The 15,495-nt window shown below is 64.6% G+C and carries 15 protein-coding genes and 1 pseudogene; 6 read left to right on the forward strand and 10 right to left on the reverse strand.

Annotated features, from left to right (window positions below; all coding sequences use genetic code 11):
- Positions 1-7 precede the first annotated feature (7 nt).
- From ACQ86E_RS07595 to dctP, 5 genes are read right to left on the reverse strand one after another with little or no spacing between them, the layout of a single operon-like run.
- A complete protein-coding gene (locus ACQ86E_RS07595; protein ID WP_431204887.1) occupies positions 8-1,561 on the reverse strand; it encodes a class I adenylate-forming enzyme family protein in 1,554 nt (517 codons plus the stop codon).
- A gap of 32 nt (positions 1,562-1,593) precedes the next feature.
- A complete protein-coding gene (locus tag ACQ86E_RS07600; RefSeq protein ID WP_431204888.1) occupies positions 1,594-2,760 on the reverse strand; it encodes an acyl-CoA dehydrogenase family protein in 1,167 nt (388 codons plus the stop codon).
- Between the two features lie 40 nt (positions 2,761-2,800).
- The gene (locus ACQ86E_RS07605; RefSeq protein WP_431204889.1) at positions 2,801-4,090 is read right to left on the reverse strand and encodes a TRAP transporter large permease; all 1,290 of its coding nucleotides are present in this window, start codon (positions 4,088-4,090) and stop codon (positions 2,801-2,803) included.
- Between the two features lie 11 nt (positions 4,091-4,101).
- Positions 4,102-4,650, reverse strand: a complete 549-nt coding sequence (locus ACQ86E_RS07610; protein ID WP_431204890.1) for a TRAP transporter small permease — start codon at positions 4,648-4,650, stop codon at positions 4,102-4,104.
- 37 nt (positions 4,651-4,687) lie between these two features.
- Positions 4,688-5,716 (reverse strand): TRAP transporter substrate-binding protein DctP, encoded by a 1,029-nt coding sequence (gene dctP / locus ACQ86E_RS07615; protein WP_431204891.1) that lies wholly within the window; start codon positions 5,714-5,716, stop codon positions 4,688-4,690.
- 228 nt (positions 5,717-5,944) lie between these two features.
- Between dctP and ACQ86E_RS07620 the strand changes: the two genes are divergently transcribed.
- The 4 genes and pseudogenes from ACQ86E_RS07620 (at position 5,945) to ACQ86E_RS07635 (ending at position 9,252) form a co-directional block, all read left to right on the forward strand.
- Entirely contained in the window at positions 5,945-7,147 is a 1,203-nt protein-coding gene (locus ACQ86E_RS07620) for a CaiB/BaiF CoA transferase family protein (protein WP_431204892.1), read from the forward strand.
- A gap of 17 nt (positions 7,148-7,164) precedes the next feature.
- Complete coding sequence (locus ACQ86E_RS07625; RefSeq protein ID WP_431206420.1) at positions 7,165-7,644, forward strand: MaoC family dehydratase; 480 nt, start codon at positions 7,165-7,167, stop codon at positions 7,642-7,644.
- Positions 7,644-8,493, forward strand: a pseudogene (locus tag ACQ86E_RS07630) (HpcH/HpaI aldolase/citrate lyase family protein). The gene ACQ86E_RS07625 and the pseudogene ACQ86E_RS07630 overlap by 1 nt, the downstream one beginning before the upstream one ends.
- Positions 8,494-8,511: 18 nt before the next feature.
- Entirely contained in the window at positions 8,512-9,252 is a 741-nt protein-coding gene (locus tag ACQ86E_RS07635; protein ID WP_431204893.1) for an IclR family transcriptional regulator, read from the forward strand.
- Between the two features lies 1 nt (position 9,253).
- On the opposite strand, the gene ACQ86E_RS07640 is transcribed toward ACQ86E_RS07635, so the two are convergent.
- The 4 genes from ACQ86E_RS07640 to ACQ86E_RS07655 all read right to left on the reverse strand — a co-directional run bounded on the left by ACQ86E_RS07640 (position 9,254) and on the right by ACQ86E_RS07655 (position 12,721).
- On the reverse strand, positions 9,254-10,045 hold the full coding sequence (locus tag ACQ86E_RS07640; RefSeq protein WP_431204894.1) for a fumarylacetoacetate hydrolase family protein: 792 nt from the start codon (positions 10,043-10,045) through the stop codon (positions 9,254-9,256).
- Positions 10,046-10,132: 87 nt separating this feature from the next.
- A complete protein-coding gene (locus ACQ86E_RS07645; RefSeq protein ID WP_431204895.1) occupies positions 10,133-10,951 on the reverse strand; it encodes an alpha/beta fold hydrolase in 819 nt (272 codons plus the stop codon).
- Positions 10,951-11,739 (reverse strand): SDR family NAD(P)-dependent oxidoreductase, encoded by a 789-nt coding sequence (locus ACQ86E_RS07650; protein WP_431204896.1) that lies wholly within the window; start codon positions 11,737-11,739, stop codon positions 10,951-10,953. The genes ACQ86E_RS07645 and ACQ86E_RS07650 overlap by 1 nt, the downstream gene beginning before the upstream one ends.
- Before the next feature lie 10 nt (positions 11,740-11,749).
- Positions 11,750-12,721 carry a Bug family tripartite tricarboxylate transporter substrate binding protein gene (locus tag ACQ86E_RS07655; protein WP_431204897.1) on the reverse strand — a complete coding sequence of 324 codons (972 nt, stop codon included), beginning with the start codon at positions 12,719-12,721 and terminating at the stop codon, positions 11,750-11,752.
- Between the two features lie 10 nt (positions 12,722-12,731).
- Between ACQ86E_RS07655 and ACQ86E_RS07660 the strand changes: the two genes are divergently transcribed.
- Complete coding sequence (locus ACQ86E_RS07660; RefSeq protein WP_431204898.1) at positions 12,732-12,944, forward strand: hypothetical protein; 213 nt, start codon at positions 12,732-12,734, stop codon at positions 12,942-12,944.
- A gap of 94 nt (positions 12,945-13,038) precedes the next feature.
- Positions 13,039-13,938, forward strand: coding sequence for a LysR substrate-binding domain-containing protein (locus tag ACQ86E_RS07665; RefSeq protein ID WP_014440106.1), 900 nt, complete (start codon positions 13,039-13,041; stop codon positions 13,936-13,938).
- An 88-nt stretch (positions 13,939-14,026) separates the two neighbouring features.
- On the opposite strand, the gene ACQ86E_RS07670 is transcribed toward ACQ86E_RS07665, so the two are convergent.
- Entirely contained in the window at positions 14,027-15,490 is a 1,464-nt protein-coding gene (locus ACQ86E_RS07670) for an amidase (protein ID WP_431206421.1), read from the reverse strand.
- Positions 15,491-15,495: the final 5 nt, after the last annotated feature.

A 15,495-nucleotide genomic window follows, 5' to 3' on the forward strand; every position in this document is an offset into this window, starting at 1 on the left:
CGCCGCCTCAATCCAACAGCGCGAGGCACGCGGAAGATTCACCGAGCATCGTGCGCAGCTCCGTCTTCACGATCTTGCCATAGCTGTTCTTCGGCAGTTCGCTCGCGAGGTAGTAGTGCTTCGGCCGCTTGAAGCGGGCGATCCAGGCGTTGCACATCTGGTCGAGCTCGTCGTGCGTGACTGCCCGGCCCGCGACGGGGACGACGATCGCCACGACCTCCTCACCCCAGTCCGGATGCGGCCGCCCGATCACCGAGACTTCGGCGACGGCGTCATGCCGGAGCAGTACCTCCTCGACCTCCCGCGGATAGATGTTGGTGCCGCCGGAGATGATGACGTCCTTGGAGCGATCCTTCAGCGTCAGGAACCCGTTCGCATCGAACGCGCCCATGTCGCCGGTGTAGAGCCAGCCGTCGCGCAGCGTGCTCGCGGTCGCATCCGGGTTCTGCCAATAGCCGGACATCACGGTATCGCCGCGCACGATGATCTCGCCGATCTCGTCGGGTGCAACGTCCCGCCCCGCTTCGTCCACGGATCGCACCTGCACGACGCTCTGCGCGATGCCGACAGAAGCAAGGCGCTCCTCGTACCGCGGATGTCCGGCATCGACATGCATGCTCTTCGGCAGGTATGTGATGGTCATCGGCGTCTCGCCCTGACCGTAGATCTGCACGAGCTTTGGTCCGAACACGGCCAGCGCGGCCTTGCAATCGGCGACATACATCGGGCCGCCGCCATAGATGATGGTCTTGAGCCCCGGCGCGCTCTCGCCCATCGCTTCCGCAGCGACGGTCAAGCGCCGCACCATGGTCGGCGCGGCGAAGAACGAGATACCGTTTTGCCTCGCCGTCAGTTCCAGGATCTCGTCGGGTTCGAAGCGACCACTCTCGGGAATAATCTGTGCGCCCATGCCGAGCACATGCGGCACCATGTAGAGGCCGGAACCGTGCGACATCGGCGCGGCATGCAACAGCGCCTCTCCCGGGACGACCGGATTGATCTCGGCGAGATAGTTCAGCGACATCGCAAGCAGATTGCGATGGCTCAGCACTGCCCCCTTGGGCCGGCCAGTGGTGCCGCTGGTATAGAAGATCCAGGCGGGATCGGTGATCCCGACATCGGCGATGGCGATGGCTTCGGTCTTTTCCAGCCGGCGATGCTCGGCTGAGCCGATTTCAACGATGCGCGGCTTGACCGCCGCGATCGACAACGCTTCCGACGCAGCGCTCGCCATGTCCTCGGTCACGAAGACGAGTGCCGCACCAGCATTGTCGAGAATGAACGCAACCTCGCGTGGATGCAGCTTCGCGTTGATGGGAACGGCCACCAGCCCGGCGTGCCAGCAGGCATAGAGGCAGGCGACGTAATCGGGCACGTTCTTCATCAGCAAGGCGACGCGGTCGCCCTTGGTCAAACCAAAGCGCTGCTGCAACGACGCGGCCAGCGAGGCCACCATCGTGGCGAGCCGGCCGTAATCTGCAACCGGCGTCAGCCCCTTGAACAGCGCCGGCGCGGACGCATCCGCCTTGGCGGCGCGCAGGAGATGGTGAGCGAGGTTCATGGCGATCCTGCCAAATGGTCCACGCGCGACGCCTAGTACGACTTCGCCAGTCCAAGCACCTTTTCCGCGATGAAGCTGAGCGCGAGCTGCGGGCTGACCGGCGCGATGCGCGGGATCAGGCTTTCACGCAAATAACGTTCGACGTGAAACTCCTTGGCATAGCCGAAGCCGCCATGAGTCATCACCGACTGCTCGCAAGCCTGGTAGCCGGCTTCGCCCGCGAGATATTTTGCGGCGTTGGCTGCGGCCCCGCACGGCATGCCCTTGTCATACTGCCAGGCCGCCGACATCACCATCAGCCAGGCGGCTTCCAGCTCGACCCAGTTCACCGCAAGCGGATGCTGGATGCCCTGGTTCTTGCCGATCGGACGGTTGAACACGATTCGGGTCTTGGCGTATTCACTTGCGCGCGACAGCGCGACCTTGCCGAGACCGACTGCTTCCGCCGCGATCAGAATCCGCTCGGGATTCATGCCCTCGAGGATGTACTGAAAACCCTTGCCCTCTTCGCCGATGCGATCCTCCATCGGGATCTCGAAGTCTTCGAAGAACAGCTCGTTGGAATCGACGATCTTGCGGCCCATCTTCTCGATCTCGTGGACCTTGATCTTCTTGCGGTCGAAATCCGTATAGAACAGGCTGAGACCGTGCGTCGGCGAGCGCACCTCCTCCAGCGGCGTGGTGCGCGCCAGCAGCAGGATCTTGTGCGCAACCTGCGCCGTGGAGATCCACACCTTCTGGCCGTTGACGATGTAGCGGTCGTTCTTGGCGACCGCGCGGGTCTTGAGCTGCGTAGTGTTGAGGCCGGTATTGGGTTCGGTGACGGCGAAGCACGCCTTCTCGCGGCCCTCGACCATCGGCGGAAGCATGCGCTTGCGCTGCTCCTCGGAGCCGAACACCACGACGGGATTGAGTCCAAACACGTTGATGTGCACCGCGGAGGCGCCGGACATGCCGGCACCGGATTCCGCGATGGTGCGCATCATGATGGCGGCCTCCGTGATGCCGAGGCCGGAGCCGCCATATTCCTCCGGCACGCAGATGCCGAGCCAGCCGGCATCTGCCATGGCCTTGTGGAAGTCGTGCGGGAAGCCGCCGTCATGGTCCTTCTTGAGCCAATAGGCGTCAGGAAAGTCCTCGCAGACTTTGGCGATGGCGTCGCGAATGGCTTCCTGCTGATCGGTGAGCGCGAAATCCATGTTCTTGATCTCCTTATTGGGAGCCGCGAGAGCTCCGATCCTAGCGCCCCATCTGCGAGGGCAGCCAGAGAATGATCGAGGGAAACGCCACCAGGATCGCGATCGCGATGAGGTGGGCGACGAAGTGCGGGAAGGTGCCGTGGAACACTTCGGAGACCGGCCGCTTGGCATAGCGGGCGACGATGAAGCAGTTCAGCCCGACCGGCGGCGTGATCATGCCGACCTCGGCGGTGACGATCTTGATGACGCCGAACCAGATCGGGTCGAAGCCGAGCGTCTTGATCAGCGGCAGCACGACCGGCACGGTCAGCACCAGGATGGCGATCTGGTCCATGAACGAGCCGAGCACGATATAGCCGAAAAGGATCAGAGCGATGATGACCCAGCGCGAGGTCGGCAGGCCGCCGACCCAGGCAACGAGATCCTGCGTGACATGCGTGAGCGTGAAGAAATAACCGAAGATCGAGGCGCCGACGAGGATCGTCGCGATCATGCAGGTGCCGTGGCAAGCGCTCAGCAACGCACGATAGAGCGTCGGCGGGGTCACCCTGCGCTTGGCGATCGCCAGCAGCAGCGCTCCGGCGGCGCCGAGCGCCGAGGCTTCTGTCGGCGTCGCAATGCCGAGATAGATGGTGCCGGTGACGAGCGAGAACAGCAGCACCATCGGGCCGACCTGCCGCAGCAGCGTGAATTTCTCGCGCCAGGATACCGGCTCGACGCGCGGCGCCCGCGAAGGATCCTGCCAGACCAAGAAGGAGATCGTCGCCATGATGGTCGCGGTCACGAGCACCGCGGGAAGAATGCCGCCGATCAGCAATTGCCCGATGTTGACTTCCGCAAGCAGACCGAAAATCACCAGCGCCACGCTTGGCGGAATCAGCATGGCGAGCGTGCCCGAGATGGCGACGACGCCGGCGGCCATCTTCGGCTCATAGCCCTGCTTGATCATGGCGGGAAGGCTCGTCGACGACAGCGTCGCCGCAGATGCCGTAGAGGTCCCGCAAATCGCCCCGAAGCCGGCGCCCGCCAGAGCGGTCGCCATGCCGAGGCCGCCGGGAACACGGCCGATCCAGGCCGACGCCGTCTTGAACATATCGTCGGCGACGCCGGACAACAGGACAAGCTCCGCCATCAGCAGGAACATCGGGATCGTGATCAGCTCATAGGACGAAACCGTCGAGAGCGGTGCGGTCTGGAGAATGCCGAACAGCGTTCCCGTGCCGCCGACCATCAGGAGGCCGACCGAGCCGGCGAAGCCCATGGCGAAGCCGACCGGCGTCCCGATCGCGAGGAGCAGAAAGAGCAGGCCGAGTACGAGAATCAGTGTCATTTCAGGCTGCTCTATTCGAAACTGCGGGCTTCGTCGGTCAAAGGCGGCAACGGAAACAGATCACGGCCGGAGGCGAGGCTGAGCACATTGCCCACGAGTTGCAGCGCCAACCGCAACACCAGCACGCAGCAGCCGAACGGGACCAGCGCCGCGGAAATCCAGGTTGGCCACGGAATAGCGCCGGCGAGCACGTCGTGTTGCTCATAGTTCTCCAACGCGCGCTCGAACCCGACCTTGGAGATCAGGATGAAGACGAACAGCCCCGTGAGCGCGGTTATGATTTCCGACAGACGCCGCCCGGCCGGCGGCGCGCGCGACAGCAGGATGTCGACGCCGACATGCGCATGCACACGCAACGTATCCGACAGGGTCAGGAAGAACACGCCGGCCATCAGATAGAGGCCGATCAGGTCGTAGGTGAACGAGAGCGGACTATTGAGGACGTAGCGCATGAAGACGTCGGCCACCACCAGTGCCATGATCGCGAACAGAGAGATCGCCGCGATCACCGTGAGCGCGCGTTCCAGCACGCCGAGAACATCTGTTGCCCGCTTGATCACTTCTGGCGCCCCCTTGCCGGATCGAGTTATTGGCGAGTTACTTGGCACCGCCGGCGGCGAGCAGGCCTTCGAACTCCTTCAGCGCGGCGGATGCCTGCTTGCCGCGGCTGTCGAGACCGGCCGCCCATTCCTGACCGACGCCCTTCAGCTTGTCCTTCATCTCGGCGCGCGTGGCATCCGGCAGCGGATCGAAGCTGACGCCCTGGTCCTGGAGATGTTTCTTGGTGACTTCGCCCTCCTTGTCGACGTCGGCGCAAGTCTTCGGCGTGATCGCTTCCGAGGCTTCGTTCATCGCCTTCTTTACATCGTCGGGCAGTTTGTCCCACACTGATTGGTTGATGGAATAGGCGACGATGAAGCTGCCGAAGCTGACGCCTTCGGTGGCGTGCTTGACCAGCTTGTCGAGGCCATAGGACACGACGCTGTCCAGCGGGAACAGCAGGCCGTCCATCGTGCCGCGCGACAGCGACTCATAGGCATCGGGCGCGGCCATGCGCACCGGCACCGCGTTGAGCGCGCGTAACGTCAAATCCTGTGCACCGCCGGTGGTGCGCAGCTTCAAGCCCTGCATGTCCTTGATGGTCTCGACCTTCGACTTGACGGTCCACACCTGGTAGGGCGGCAGCACCACCGCCATCAGCAGCTTGATCTTGTTCGGCGCGTATTCCTGCTTGGCCAGGATGCCTTCGCGCGCGGTCTTCCAGTAAGCGAGCGTGCCCTGGCAGCTGGTCGCGAATGCGCCCGGCAATTGCGCGACTTCCGACAGCGGCATCTTGTCGGAGACATAGGACGGCCCGATGTAGCCGATGTCGACCACGCCAGACTGCGTCAGCCGCAACATGTCGGCCGCCTTGCCGATCTGCTGGTTCGGATAATAGGTGAAGGTCACAGCGCCATTGGTACGTTTGGTGACGTCGTCCATCCACGGCTTGAGCATCAGGCGGACGAGATAATGACCGGCGGGGAAGCTATCGGCGACCTTCAGCTCCAGCGCCTGCGCCGGAAGCGTCGAGACCGGCAGCGAAAGAGCGAGCGCTGCGGCGGCCCAGATCAGGTGCTTTTTCATTTCATTCTCCTTGACGCGTCCCCATGCCGAAGGCGGCAGCGAAGCGCTGCATCACCGTCCGGCCCTCACTCCAATTCTTGCTTGATGAAAATGTACATATATGTGAATTTACATGTCAAGTATATGGACGATGCATGGAGCTATGCGTCGTAGCGCCCATTGATCGAATTGACACTCAGCTTTTATGAATTCTAACTCCACGTATATGAATTCCTTTCACGAGGCGTCATGGGACCGCTCGCCGGCTTCACCATTCTCGACCTGACCTCGGTACTGATGGGCCCTTACGGCACTCAGGTGCTGGCGGACATGGGCGCCGAAATCATCAAGGTGGAGAGTCCCGAGGGCGACATCGTTCGTCAGATCGGTCCCGGCCGCACGCCCGGCATGGGCGGGATGTTCCACAATGCCAACCGCGGCAAGCGCAGCATCGTGCTCGATCTCAAGAAGCCGGAGGGGCGCGACGCGCTGCTGAGGCTGGCCAAGCGTGCCAACGCGCTCGTCTACAATGTGCGCCCGCAGGCGATGGCCCGGCTCGGCCTCGACTACGAGACGCTTCGCTCGGTCAATCCCGCACTCGTCTATGTCGGCGCCTTCGGCTACGGCCAGTCCGGCCCCTATGCCGCAAAGCCCGCTTACGACGATCTGATCCAGGGCGCGGCCGGCATCCCCACGCTGCTCGCGGCCGCCGGCGACGGTACGCCGCGCTACGTGCCCGTCACCATCGCCGACCGCATCGTCGGCCTGATGATGGTCAACGCGATCATGGGCGGGCTGATGCACCAGCAACGCACCGGCATCGGACAGCGCATCGACGTGCCGATGTTCGAATCGATGACGGAGTTCGTGCTGGTCGATCATCTCGGCGGCCTCACCTACGACCCGCCGCTCGACCATGGCGGCTACGCCCGCCTGCTCTCGCGCTATCGAAAACCCTACAAAACAAGCGACGGCTATCTCTGCGTCCTCATCTACAACGACAAGCACTGGCGCAGCTTCTTCGAGGCGATCGAGCGGCCGGAGTTCCTGCAGCAGCCGCGCTTTGCCAACCACGCCGCGCGCACCAGGCATATCGACGAAATCTACGAGGAGATCGGCCAGATCTTCGCGACGCGCACCACCGCGGAATGGCGCGAACTGCTGGAGCGCGCCGATATTCCCGTGATGCCGATGCACACGCTGGAGACGATCCTCGAGGACCCGCACCTCAAGGCGATCGACTTCTTCAGGACGGTGGATCACCCCGTGGAGGGCCGCATCCGCCAGATGCGCGTGCCCTCGACCTGGAGCGTGACCCAGCCGGAACCGGCCGGCCCAGCGCCCACGCTCGGCCAGCACGGCCGCGACATCTTGCGCGAGGCCGGCTTCTCTCTGGAGGAGATCGAACATCTCGCAGAGCAAAAGGCAGTTCACCTGGCCGCACCGCCCTAACGGCAGCGCGGGCCAAAATCGCAGAACACAGGGAGGAAACCGCGATGGCCGGACTTTATTTCGAGGACTTTTCCGTGGGCCAGGAGTTCAGGCATCCGCTGACCCGGACCGTCACGGAGATGGACAACACCATGTTCAGCCTGCTGACGCTCAACCCGCAGCCGCTGCATATCGACGCGCATTTCTCCGAAAAGACCGAGTTCGGCCAGCGTATTTTCAACAGCCTTTACACCCTCGGCATCATGATCGGCATGACGGTCTATGATACCACCATGGGAACCACCGTCGCCAATCTCGGCATGACCGACGTGACTTTTCCGAAACCGGTCTTCCATGGCGACACCTTGCGGGCGACGACGAAGGTGCTTTCGTTGAGGGAATCCAAATCGCGCCCGAAGGCGGGCATCGTCGAGTTCGAACACCACGCCTTGAACCAGAACGACGAGATCGTCGGCAAATGCCGCCGCATGGCGATGATGCACAAGAGGCCGGTCTGATGCGTTCGATGCTGTTCGTGCCGGGGGATTCCCGCGCAAATTCGAGAAGGCGAGCGAAGGAAACGCCGACGCGCTGATCATCGATCTCGAGGATTCCGTCGTCACCGAGAAGAAGCCGGCGGCGCGCGGGCTGACGCTGGCGATGCTGAAGGGCCGCAGCAAGCCCCACCAGCTCTATGTCCGCGTCAACGCGCTCGACACCGGTATGACGCTGACCGATCTCGCCGCGGTGATGTCGGGCAAGCCCGACGGCATCGTGCTGCCGAAGTCGCAAGGCGGCGACGATGTGCGCCAGATCGCAACCTGGCTCGAAGCCCTGGAAGCTGCGGCCGGCATCACGGTCGGCACGACGCGTATCGTCTGCGTCGCGACGGAGACCGCCAGCTCGATCTTCGGCCTTGGCAGCTACAAGGGCTGCTCCCTCGCCTCGCCGGCCTGATGTGGGGCGCGGAGGATCTCTCGGCTTCGCTCGGCGCCACCGAGAAAGCCTCGGCCGGCGTGTTCCACAGCCCCTATCGCCTCGCGCGCGATCTCTGCCTGATGGCGGCGGCCGCAGCCGAGGTCGCGCCGATCGACACGGTCTATACCGACATCGACAACCTCACAGGGCTCGAGCAAGAGACGCGCGCGGCGCGGCGCGACGGGTTTTCGGCGAAGGCGCTGATCCATCCAAAACATGTCGACGTCGTCAACGCGGCGTTCGCGCCGACCGAATCCGAACGTACATGGGCGGAGAAGGTAATCGCCGCGTTCGCGAGCAATCCGAACTCCGGCACGCTGCGGCTCGACGGCCAGATGATCGACAAGCCGCATCTTCGCGCCGCGAAGAAGATCCTCGGCCAGAACTAGATCGGGACACCTCCCACCATGATCGTTCGCCAAGCCGCCAATGTCCTGGAGATCATGGAATTCTTCGCGCAAACGAAGAAGCCGGCGACGCTTGCCGAGATCGCCGAGCATTTCGGCTGGCCGCGCTCGTCGACCTTCAACCTGCTCGCGACGCTGTCGGAGAAGGGCTATCTCTACGAGCCGCGGCCGCGCGCCGGATTCTATCCGACGCCGCGGTGGCTGGCGATGGCCCGGATGATCTCCGAGGTCGAACCGCTGCCGCCATGGACGCACACGCTGGTCGCCGACCTCTCGGCGGAAACCGGCGAGACCGCGTCGATCGTGGCGCCGGCCGGCGTGATGGCGGTGTTCATCGACGTCGTCGAGTCCCAGGCCGCGATCCGCTATTTCGCCACCGTCGGCCACCGCGTGCCGATCCACGCCACCGCGAGCGGCCGCGCGCTGCTGCTGCAATATTCGCCGGAAGAACGCGACTCCGTCTATCGCAAGATCGAATTCAAGCAGTACGGCCCCTCGACGCCGATCAGCATCGAGGCGGTCGAGACCGAGCTGCGCAACTCGATCGCGCGCGGTTACTGCCAGAGCTTTGCCGACTACAGCCGCGACCTCGCCGGTGCAGCGATCCCGCTGCCGATCGGAGATCGCAGGCTCTCGGTCGTCGTCGCAGGGCCGGAATTCCGGATCGGGCCGAAGGTGGCGGAGGTAGCGGCGCTGATCGCCCGGACGGTCGATCGGCTGCGGCCGAAGGCGGCAGCGTAGATTACACGATCTTGATCGACATGTCCGGCAGGCCCTCGAGCTTGCAGAGCAGTACGTCGCCCTTCACCACCGGGCCGACATTTTCCGGCGTTCCGGAATAGATGATGTCGCCGGCCTTCAGCTCGAACGCTTCCGACAGCTTTGCGATCTGCTCGGCGACGCTCCAGATCATCTTGCTGAGATCCGAGTTCTGCCTGACGGTGCCGTTGACCGCCAGCGAGATGGCGCCCTTGTCGAAATGGCCGGTCTTGCTGGCGGGATGGATCGGGCCGAGCACTGCGGCGTGGTCAAAACTCTTGCCGATCTCCCACGGCTTCTTCTCCGCGGCCATGCCGTTCTGGAGATCCCGCCGGGTCATGTCGAGGCCGAGCGCGTAGCCGTAGACGTGGTCGAGCGCCTTGTCGGCGGGGATATTGGTGCCGCCGGATTTCAGTGCGGCGACCAGTTCGACCTCGTGATGGTAGTTCTTGGTCAGCGACGGATAGGGATGATCGGCGACCTCGCCGACCGCGACGTTCTGGATCGCATCTGTCGGCTTCTGGAAGAAGAACGGCGGCTCGCGGCTCGGGTCCGAGCCGCGCTCGATCGCGTGCGCGGCGTAGTTGCGCCCGATGCAGTAGATGCGGCGAACCTGGAACACCTGGGTCTCGCCGACGATCGGGATTGAAACCATCGGCACCGGGAAGATCGGCTTCGGTGCGGCCTGGGCCGCAGCCGGCGTCACCTCATTGAGGCCCGCCGCGGTCATCGCGGCTGCGGCCGCGAGCACGCTGCGCCGCGTGGTCTTAGTCATGGCTTCACTCCTGATATTTACCGTTTCTTGTCGAACGGTAGTCATAGAGCCAAACGACGGGCGGGCCAATGACCCGCCCTGTACGTCTTAAGTCGCGACGCGATCGAAGAACGCGCGGACCTTCTGCGCGCAGACGTCCGGGTCCGTCGCGGCGACGTGATAGGAATCGCCAGGGAGCACTTCGATCTTCGAGCCCGGGATCGTCTCCTGCCACGCCTTGACGGAATCGACGCTGCCGAGCCCCGAGCCGGTGGTGGTGATGACCAGCGTCGGACGTTTGATCGACGGCAGTTCGCCGGTGACGTCCACCGTCGGCACCATTTGCAGAAACGCTTCCAGCGTCGAGGCCTTGGTCTTCGACATCAGCTCGATCCACCAGTCCAGCGCCGCCGGCGGCAGCGACGAGCCGAGCCGCCCGGCCGTGGTCTCGCGCACCCAGGGCTCGACGCCCTGCTCACGGATCTGCTTGCGCCAGGTCGGTGCCCGCTCGTTGAACGAGGTTAGCGAGGCCGGCGCGCCGACCGCGGCGACAGCGATCACGCGATCCGGGTGCTTGGCCGTGAGGTACATCGCCAGCGTTCCGCCAATCTTGCCACCGACCAGGAAGACCCGGTCGAGCTTCAGCGCATCCAGCATGCGGATGATGTCATCGCCGAGACCGGCAAAACGATAGACGTAGTCGCCCTGCATCGGGGTCGAATCGCCATAGCCGCGCAAATCGGGGCGCACCACCAGATGATGCGTGGCGAAATACGGCACCCAGCGCCGAAACGCCTCGCCGCTTTCGGCGAGGCCGTGCAGCATCACGACCGGCGGCTTGGTGTCCCAGGGCAACAGATAATCGTCGATGCGAACCGCAAGTTCGCATTCGTCGCTGACACCGATCTTCCGCAGTCCGCTAGCCATCAGATACACCTCGTTCCACCGCCATCGACATTGATGCAGGTACCAGTAATGAAGGATGCGCGGTCTGAACAGAGGAACGCGACGATGCCGGATACCTCGTGCGGTTGCCCGACGCGGCCGAGCGGAACCGAGGCGATGGCTGCGGCATTGGTCGCGCCCTGATCCTGCCCCGCGATCGCCGCGCCCTGGGAGATGAGACTGTCCCAGCGGTCGGTCTGCACGGGGCCCGGATTGACGCCGGTCACCAGCACGTTGTCCGGCGCGCATTCCTCGGCCAGCGCCAGCGTGAAGTTCAGCAGCGCCGCGTTGACCGCGCCGCCCGCCATGTAGGCCGCGCGCGGCTGATGCCCGCTGCGGCCGATGATGTTGATCACGCGGCCCCAGCGCCGGTCGCGCATGTCCGGCAGCACGTTGCGCGCGCAGCGCATGTAGCCGAGCAGCTTCAGCTCGATCGACTTGGCCCAGGTCGCGTCCGGCGTCTCCGCGATCCGGCCCATCGGCGACGCCCCGGCGTTGTTGACGAGGATGTCGATGCGACCGAAGGCCTCGCGCGCGGTCGCCATGGCGCGGGCGATGTCGTCGGGCTTGGTCATGTCGCCGGCACAGGCGATCACGCGCCGGCCGGTGTCCCGCGACATCTCCGCGGCTGCCGCAGCCAGTCGCTCGGCATCGCGCGCGACGACGACGACATGCGCCTGCTCGCGCGCGAGCTCGGCAGCAATGGCCCGGCCGATGCCGATGCTGCCGCCGGTGACGACGGCAACCTTGCCGCCCAGATTGAGATCCATGACGCAGGCCCTAATCCACGGTGGCGCCGGAGGCCTTGACGAGCTTGCCCCACTTCGTGGTTTCGTCGAGCATGAATTGCCCGAAGGCGTCGCCGACCACCGTGCCGGGCTCGGCACCAAGCTCGGCAAGCCGCTTCTTCACATCAGGCATCTTCAGGATGACCTCAAGCTCGCTGCTGAGCTTCGCAAGTGCCGGCTGGGGCGTCTTCGCTGGTGCCACCAATCCGAACCAGGACGAGGCCTCGAAGCCGGGGATGGTTTCCGCGACCGTCGGCACGTCGGGCAAGGCGTCGGCGCGCTTCGCGCTGGCGACCGCGATCGCGTTGATGGCCTTGCCCTGAACCTGCGGCAGCACCGCGGGCATGTTGTCGAACATGAACGGGATCTGTCCCGCAAGCAGGTCGTTCATTGCCGGCGCCGCGCCGCGATAGGGCACGTGGACGATATCCACGCCGGCCATGCTCTTGAGCAGCTCGCCGGCGAGATGATTGGTCGAACCGATGCCGGATGAGCCGAAATTCAGCGAGCCCGGCTTGGCCTTGGCCAGCGCGATCAACTCGCCCACGTTCTTGGCCTGCACTGACGGATTGACGACCAGCACGATCGGCACCGAGGCGATCAGCGCCACCGGCGCAAAGGCCTTGGCCGGATCGAACGGCAGCTTCTTGTAGAGGGAGCCGTTGATGGTCAGCGGCGGCGGCGCGGTCAGCAGCAAGGTGTAGCCATCGGCCTCGGCGCTCGCGACCGTCTCCGCGCCGATATTGCCGCCGGCGCCGCCGCGGTTCTCCACCAGGAAGGTCTGGCCGTTCCGCTCGGTCAGCTTCTGCGCGACGATCCGGGCGATGATGTCATTGGACCCGCCGGCCGGGAACGGCACGATGATCTTGACGGGACGGGAGGGATAATCCTGCGCTAGAGCCGCGCCGGAAAACAGAACGGCCGCGCAAGCGGCCAGAAAGGTGCTTCGCATAACCCCGCGCATGGGCACTTCCTTGATGTTTGTCTTGTTGTTGATTGAATCATCACGCCGTCAGCAATGGCCTCAACTCTCCGGTATCGTCAAGCCGCTCGAGATCGCCGATCTGCGCCATCAGCCTCTTGGCCTTGCACCGCCCTGCACCATTGCGGTCAGGTCTCGCGTCTTCGTAGGCATGCTTTCGTTCTCGGTTAGTTTCTCGGGAATGCAGATCGCCGTAAATCTCTAAAAATTTGCCGAAGCAGTGGCAATTCCTGCACCATATTCTCGTCCGCCGTCCCTAGCATGGAACTTGCATAAATTCTGGGCGACATGGACGCCGCATGAACCTCATCAGTCTCGATATCCGCATGCTCCGGTCGCTGATCTCGGTGGTCGAGACCGGCAGCATCACCGAGACCGCGCGACGGCTGGGCCGCACCCAGCCGGCGATCACGCTGCAATTGCAACGGCTGGAGGAGCTCACCGGCAAGCAATTGTTCGAGCATGCCGGCCGAAGGCTGATGCTGACCGAGGACGGCACCACCGTCCTGACCTACGCCAAATCCATCCTGCGGTTGCATGATGAGCTGATTTCGCAGCTTGCGTCGCAGGAGATCGAGGGCCAGGTCGTGCTCGGCACGCCCGATCTCTATGCGGCCTTCATGCTGCCGTCGATCCTCAGCGTGTTCCGGAAATCGTTCCCGCGCATCCAGGTCGAGCTCAACTGCGCGCTGTCGACGCCGCTCGTCGGACTCGTCAAGCGCGGCGACGTCGACATTGCGCTCGTCACTCGCATGAACGATTTCACCGGCGGCCAGGTGGTGCGGCGCGAGCAGCTGGTCTGGATGACCGGCGAACAATCCGCCGCGCACCAGGAACGCCCGATCCCGCTCGCGCTATTGCCGCCCGGCAACATCTATCGCGACTACGCGATCGATACGCTGGAGCGCGCGAACCTGCGCTGGCGTATTGCCTGCGTCAGCGAGAGCGTCGGCGGGCTGCAGGCCGCAGCCTTCGCCGGCATGGCTGTGACCGTCCTTGGCCGAAGCGCCCTCGTGCCGGCGATGCGCGAGGTCGGCCCCAACGAGGGCCTGCCGCCGCTGCCGAAGGTCGAGCTGCTGCTGTACAAATCCAGCGGCGCCACCTCGAAGGCCGCAACCGCGCTGCACGATTATCTCGCGCACTACCTCCGTCTCGACGAAGAGCTCAGCGGCCGTGGCGCGCCGATCGACCTTGGCTAGGCTCGAAAGATCGAAAACAACCCCATGCACAGTAGAATGGCCCTTGATTGCAAAGGGCTTTTTCGCGCGCTGGCGCTCTCCCCTCCAACTAACGCAACGCAACCTGCGGCCAGAACTTCGACCAGGGCTGGGCCTGCTCGAACGCGGCAGCGATGCGGAAGATGGTGGGCTCGTCGAGCCACGGCGCGATGATCTGAAGACCGATCGGAAGGCCGTCGCGATCGAAGCCGCAAGGCAGCGTCGCCGCCGGAAGGCCGGCGAGGTTGATCGGCCAGGTGAAGGGCGACCAGCCGAGGTGCGGATCGACCTTGTTGCCGTCGATCGTGTCCACGCCGATCCGGCCGGCCTCGAATGCGGTCACCGCGACCGTCGGCGTCACCAGCGCATCGACGCGCTCGAACAGTTTGACGAAAGCGCTGCGCGCCTGGCCGCGCCGGTAGCCGGCCTCGATATAATCAGTGCCGCTGTAGCGCCGGCCGGCGGCGACCACGTCGCGATAATCGGCCTCGGAGCTGGCGAGATCAGCCGTGGTCTTGGTCGCGACGGCCGCCGCCTGCTCGGTGAAGGCAATCGGCTTCAGCGTATGCTCCAGAATGCCGGGATCGAGGCCCGGACCATCCATGGTGACCTCTGCACCGCAGGTGTCGAGAATGGCGAGCGCCTTGCCGAAAGCCGCAAGCACGTCGGGGCTCACCGCGGCGTAGCCGAAATCGGCGCTGGCGCCGATGCGAATGCCGTTCAACGGTGCGGCGTTGGTATCGAAGCGGCGCGGCGACACCGGCAGGCTGGCGGGATCGCGCAGATCATAGGCAGCGATGATCTCCAGCGTCAGCGCGGCATCCGCGACAGTGCGCGTGATCGGCCCGGTGTGTGCGAGCGAGGCCCAGGACGGCGGCGAAAAACCGGGCGAGCGCGGCACCAGGCCGAACGTCGGCTTCAGCCCGAACACGCCGCAGAAGGACGCGGGCACACGGATCGAGCCGACGCCGTCGGTGCCGATCGCGATCGGCCCACAGCCGGCGGCAACGCCCGCAGCCGCGCCGCCGCTCGATCCGCCGCTGGTGCGACCCTGATGCCAGGGGTTGCGCGTGATGCCGGTGACGGGGCTGTCCGCCGTCAGCTTGTAGCCGGACTCGCAGGTCGTGGTCTTGCAGGTGATGATCGCGCCGGCCGCCTTCAGCGCCGACACGACAGCAGCATCGGCCTCGGGCACGAACGCGTTGTTCATCGGCGAACCGCCATAGGCCGGCACGCCCGCGACGAACACGAGATCCTTGATCGTGACAGGCACACCTGCGAGCGGCCCCTTGGCCTCGCCCGCCTTCATCTCCTTGGTGACGCGATCGGCCTCCGCCCGCGCCTGCTCGTACATCGGCGTCACCACCGCGTTGCAGGCCTCGTTCGTCGCTTGAAGCGCAACGATGGTGTCGTCGACGACATCGCGCGGTGTGAACGCCTTGCGCCGGTAGCCGGCCATGATCTCGATTGCAGAAAGCGCGCCGAGGCCAGTCGGCGCCGGCGGAAAGGCCGTTCGGCCGGAACCATCAGTCATCATCA

This window comes from Bradyrhizobium betae (assembly GCF_050632175.1).
Taxonomy (GTDB): Bacteria; Pseudomonadota; Alphaproteobacteria; order Rhizobiales; family Xanthobacteraceae; genus Bradyrhizobium; species Bradyrhizobium betae_B.

Coding starts and splice junctions, on each gene's coding strand:
- ACQ86E_RS07595 (WP_431204887.1), bottom strand. CDS start 1,561: ATGAACCTCGCTCACCATCTCCTGCGCGCCGCCAAGGCGGATGCGTCC.
- ACQ86E_RS07600 (WP_431204888.1), bottom strand. CDS start 2,760: ATGGATTTCGCGCTCACCGATCAGCAGGAAGCCATTCGCGACGCCATC.
- ACQ86E_RS07605 (WP_431204889.1), bottom strand. CDS start 4,090: ATGACACTGATTCTCGTACTCGGCCTGCTCTTTCTGCTCCTCGCGATC.
- dctP (WP_431204891.1), bottom strand. CDS start 5,716: ATGAAAAAGCACCTGATCTGGGCCGCCGCAGCGCTCGCTCTTTCGCTG.
- ACQ86E_RS07620 (WP_431204892.1), top strand. CDS start 5,945: ATGGGACCGCTCGCCGGCTTCACCATTCTCGACCTGACCTCGGTACTG.
- ACQ86E_RS07635 (WP_431204893.1), top strand. CDS start 8,512: ATGATCGTTCGCCAAGCCGCCAATGTCCTGGAGATCATGGAATTCTTC.
- ACQ86E_RS07640 (WP_431204894.1), bottom strand. CDS start 10,045: ATGACTAAGACCACGCGGCGCAGCGTGCTCGCGGCCGCAGCCGCGATG.
- ACQ86E_RS07645 (WP_431204895.1), bottom strand. CDS start 10,951: ATGGCTAGCGGACTGCGGAAGATCGGTGTCAGCGACGAATGCGAACTT.
- ACQ86E_RS07650 (WP_431204896.1), bottom strand. CDS start 11,739: ATGGATCTCAATCTGGGCGGCAAGGTTGCCGTCGTCACCGGCGGCAGC.
- ACQ86E_RS07655 (WP_431204897.1), bottom strand. CDS start 12,721: ATGCGCGGGGTTATGCGAAGCACCTTTCTGGCCGCTTGCGCGGCCGTT.
- ACQ86E_RS07665 (WP_014440106.1), top strand. CDS start 13,039: ATGAACCTCATCAGTCTCGATATCCGCATGCTCCGGTCGCTGATCTCG.
- ACQ86E_RS07670 (WP_431206421.1), bottom strand. CDS start 15,490: ATGACTGATGGTTCCGGCCGAACGGCCTTTCCGCCGGCGCCGACTGGC.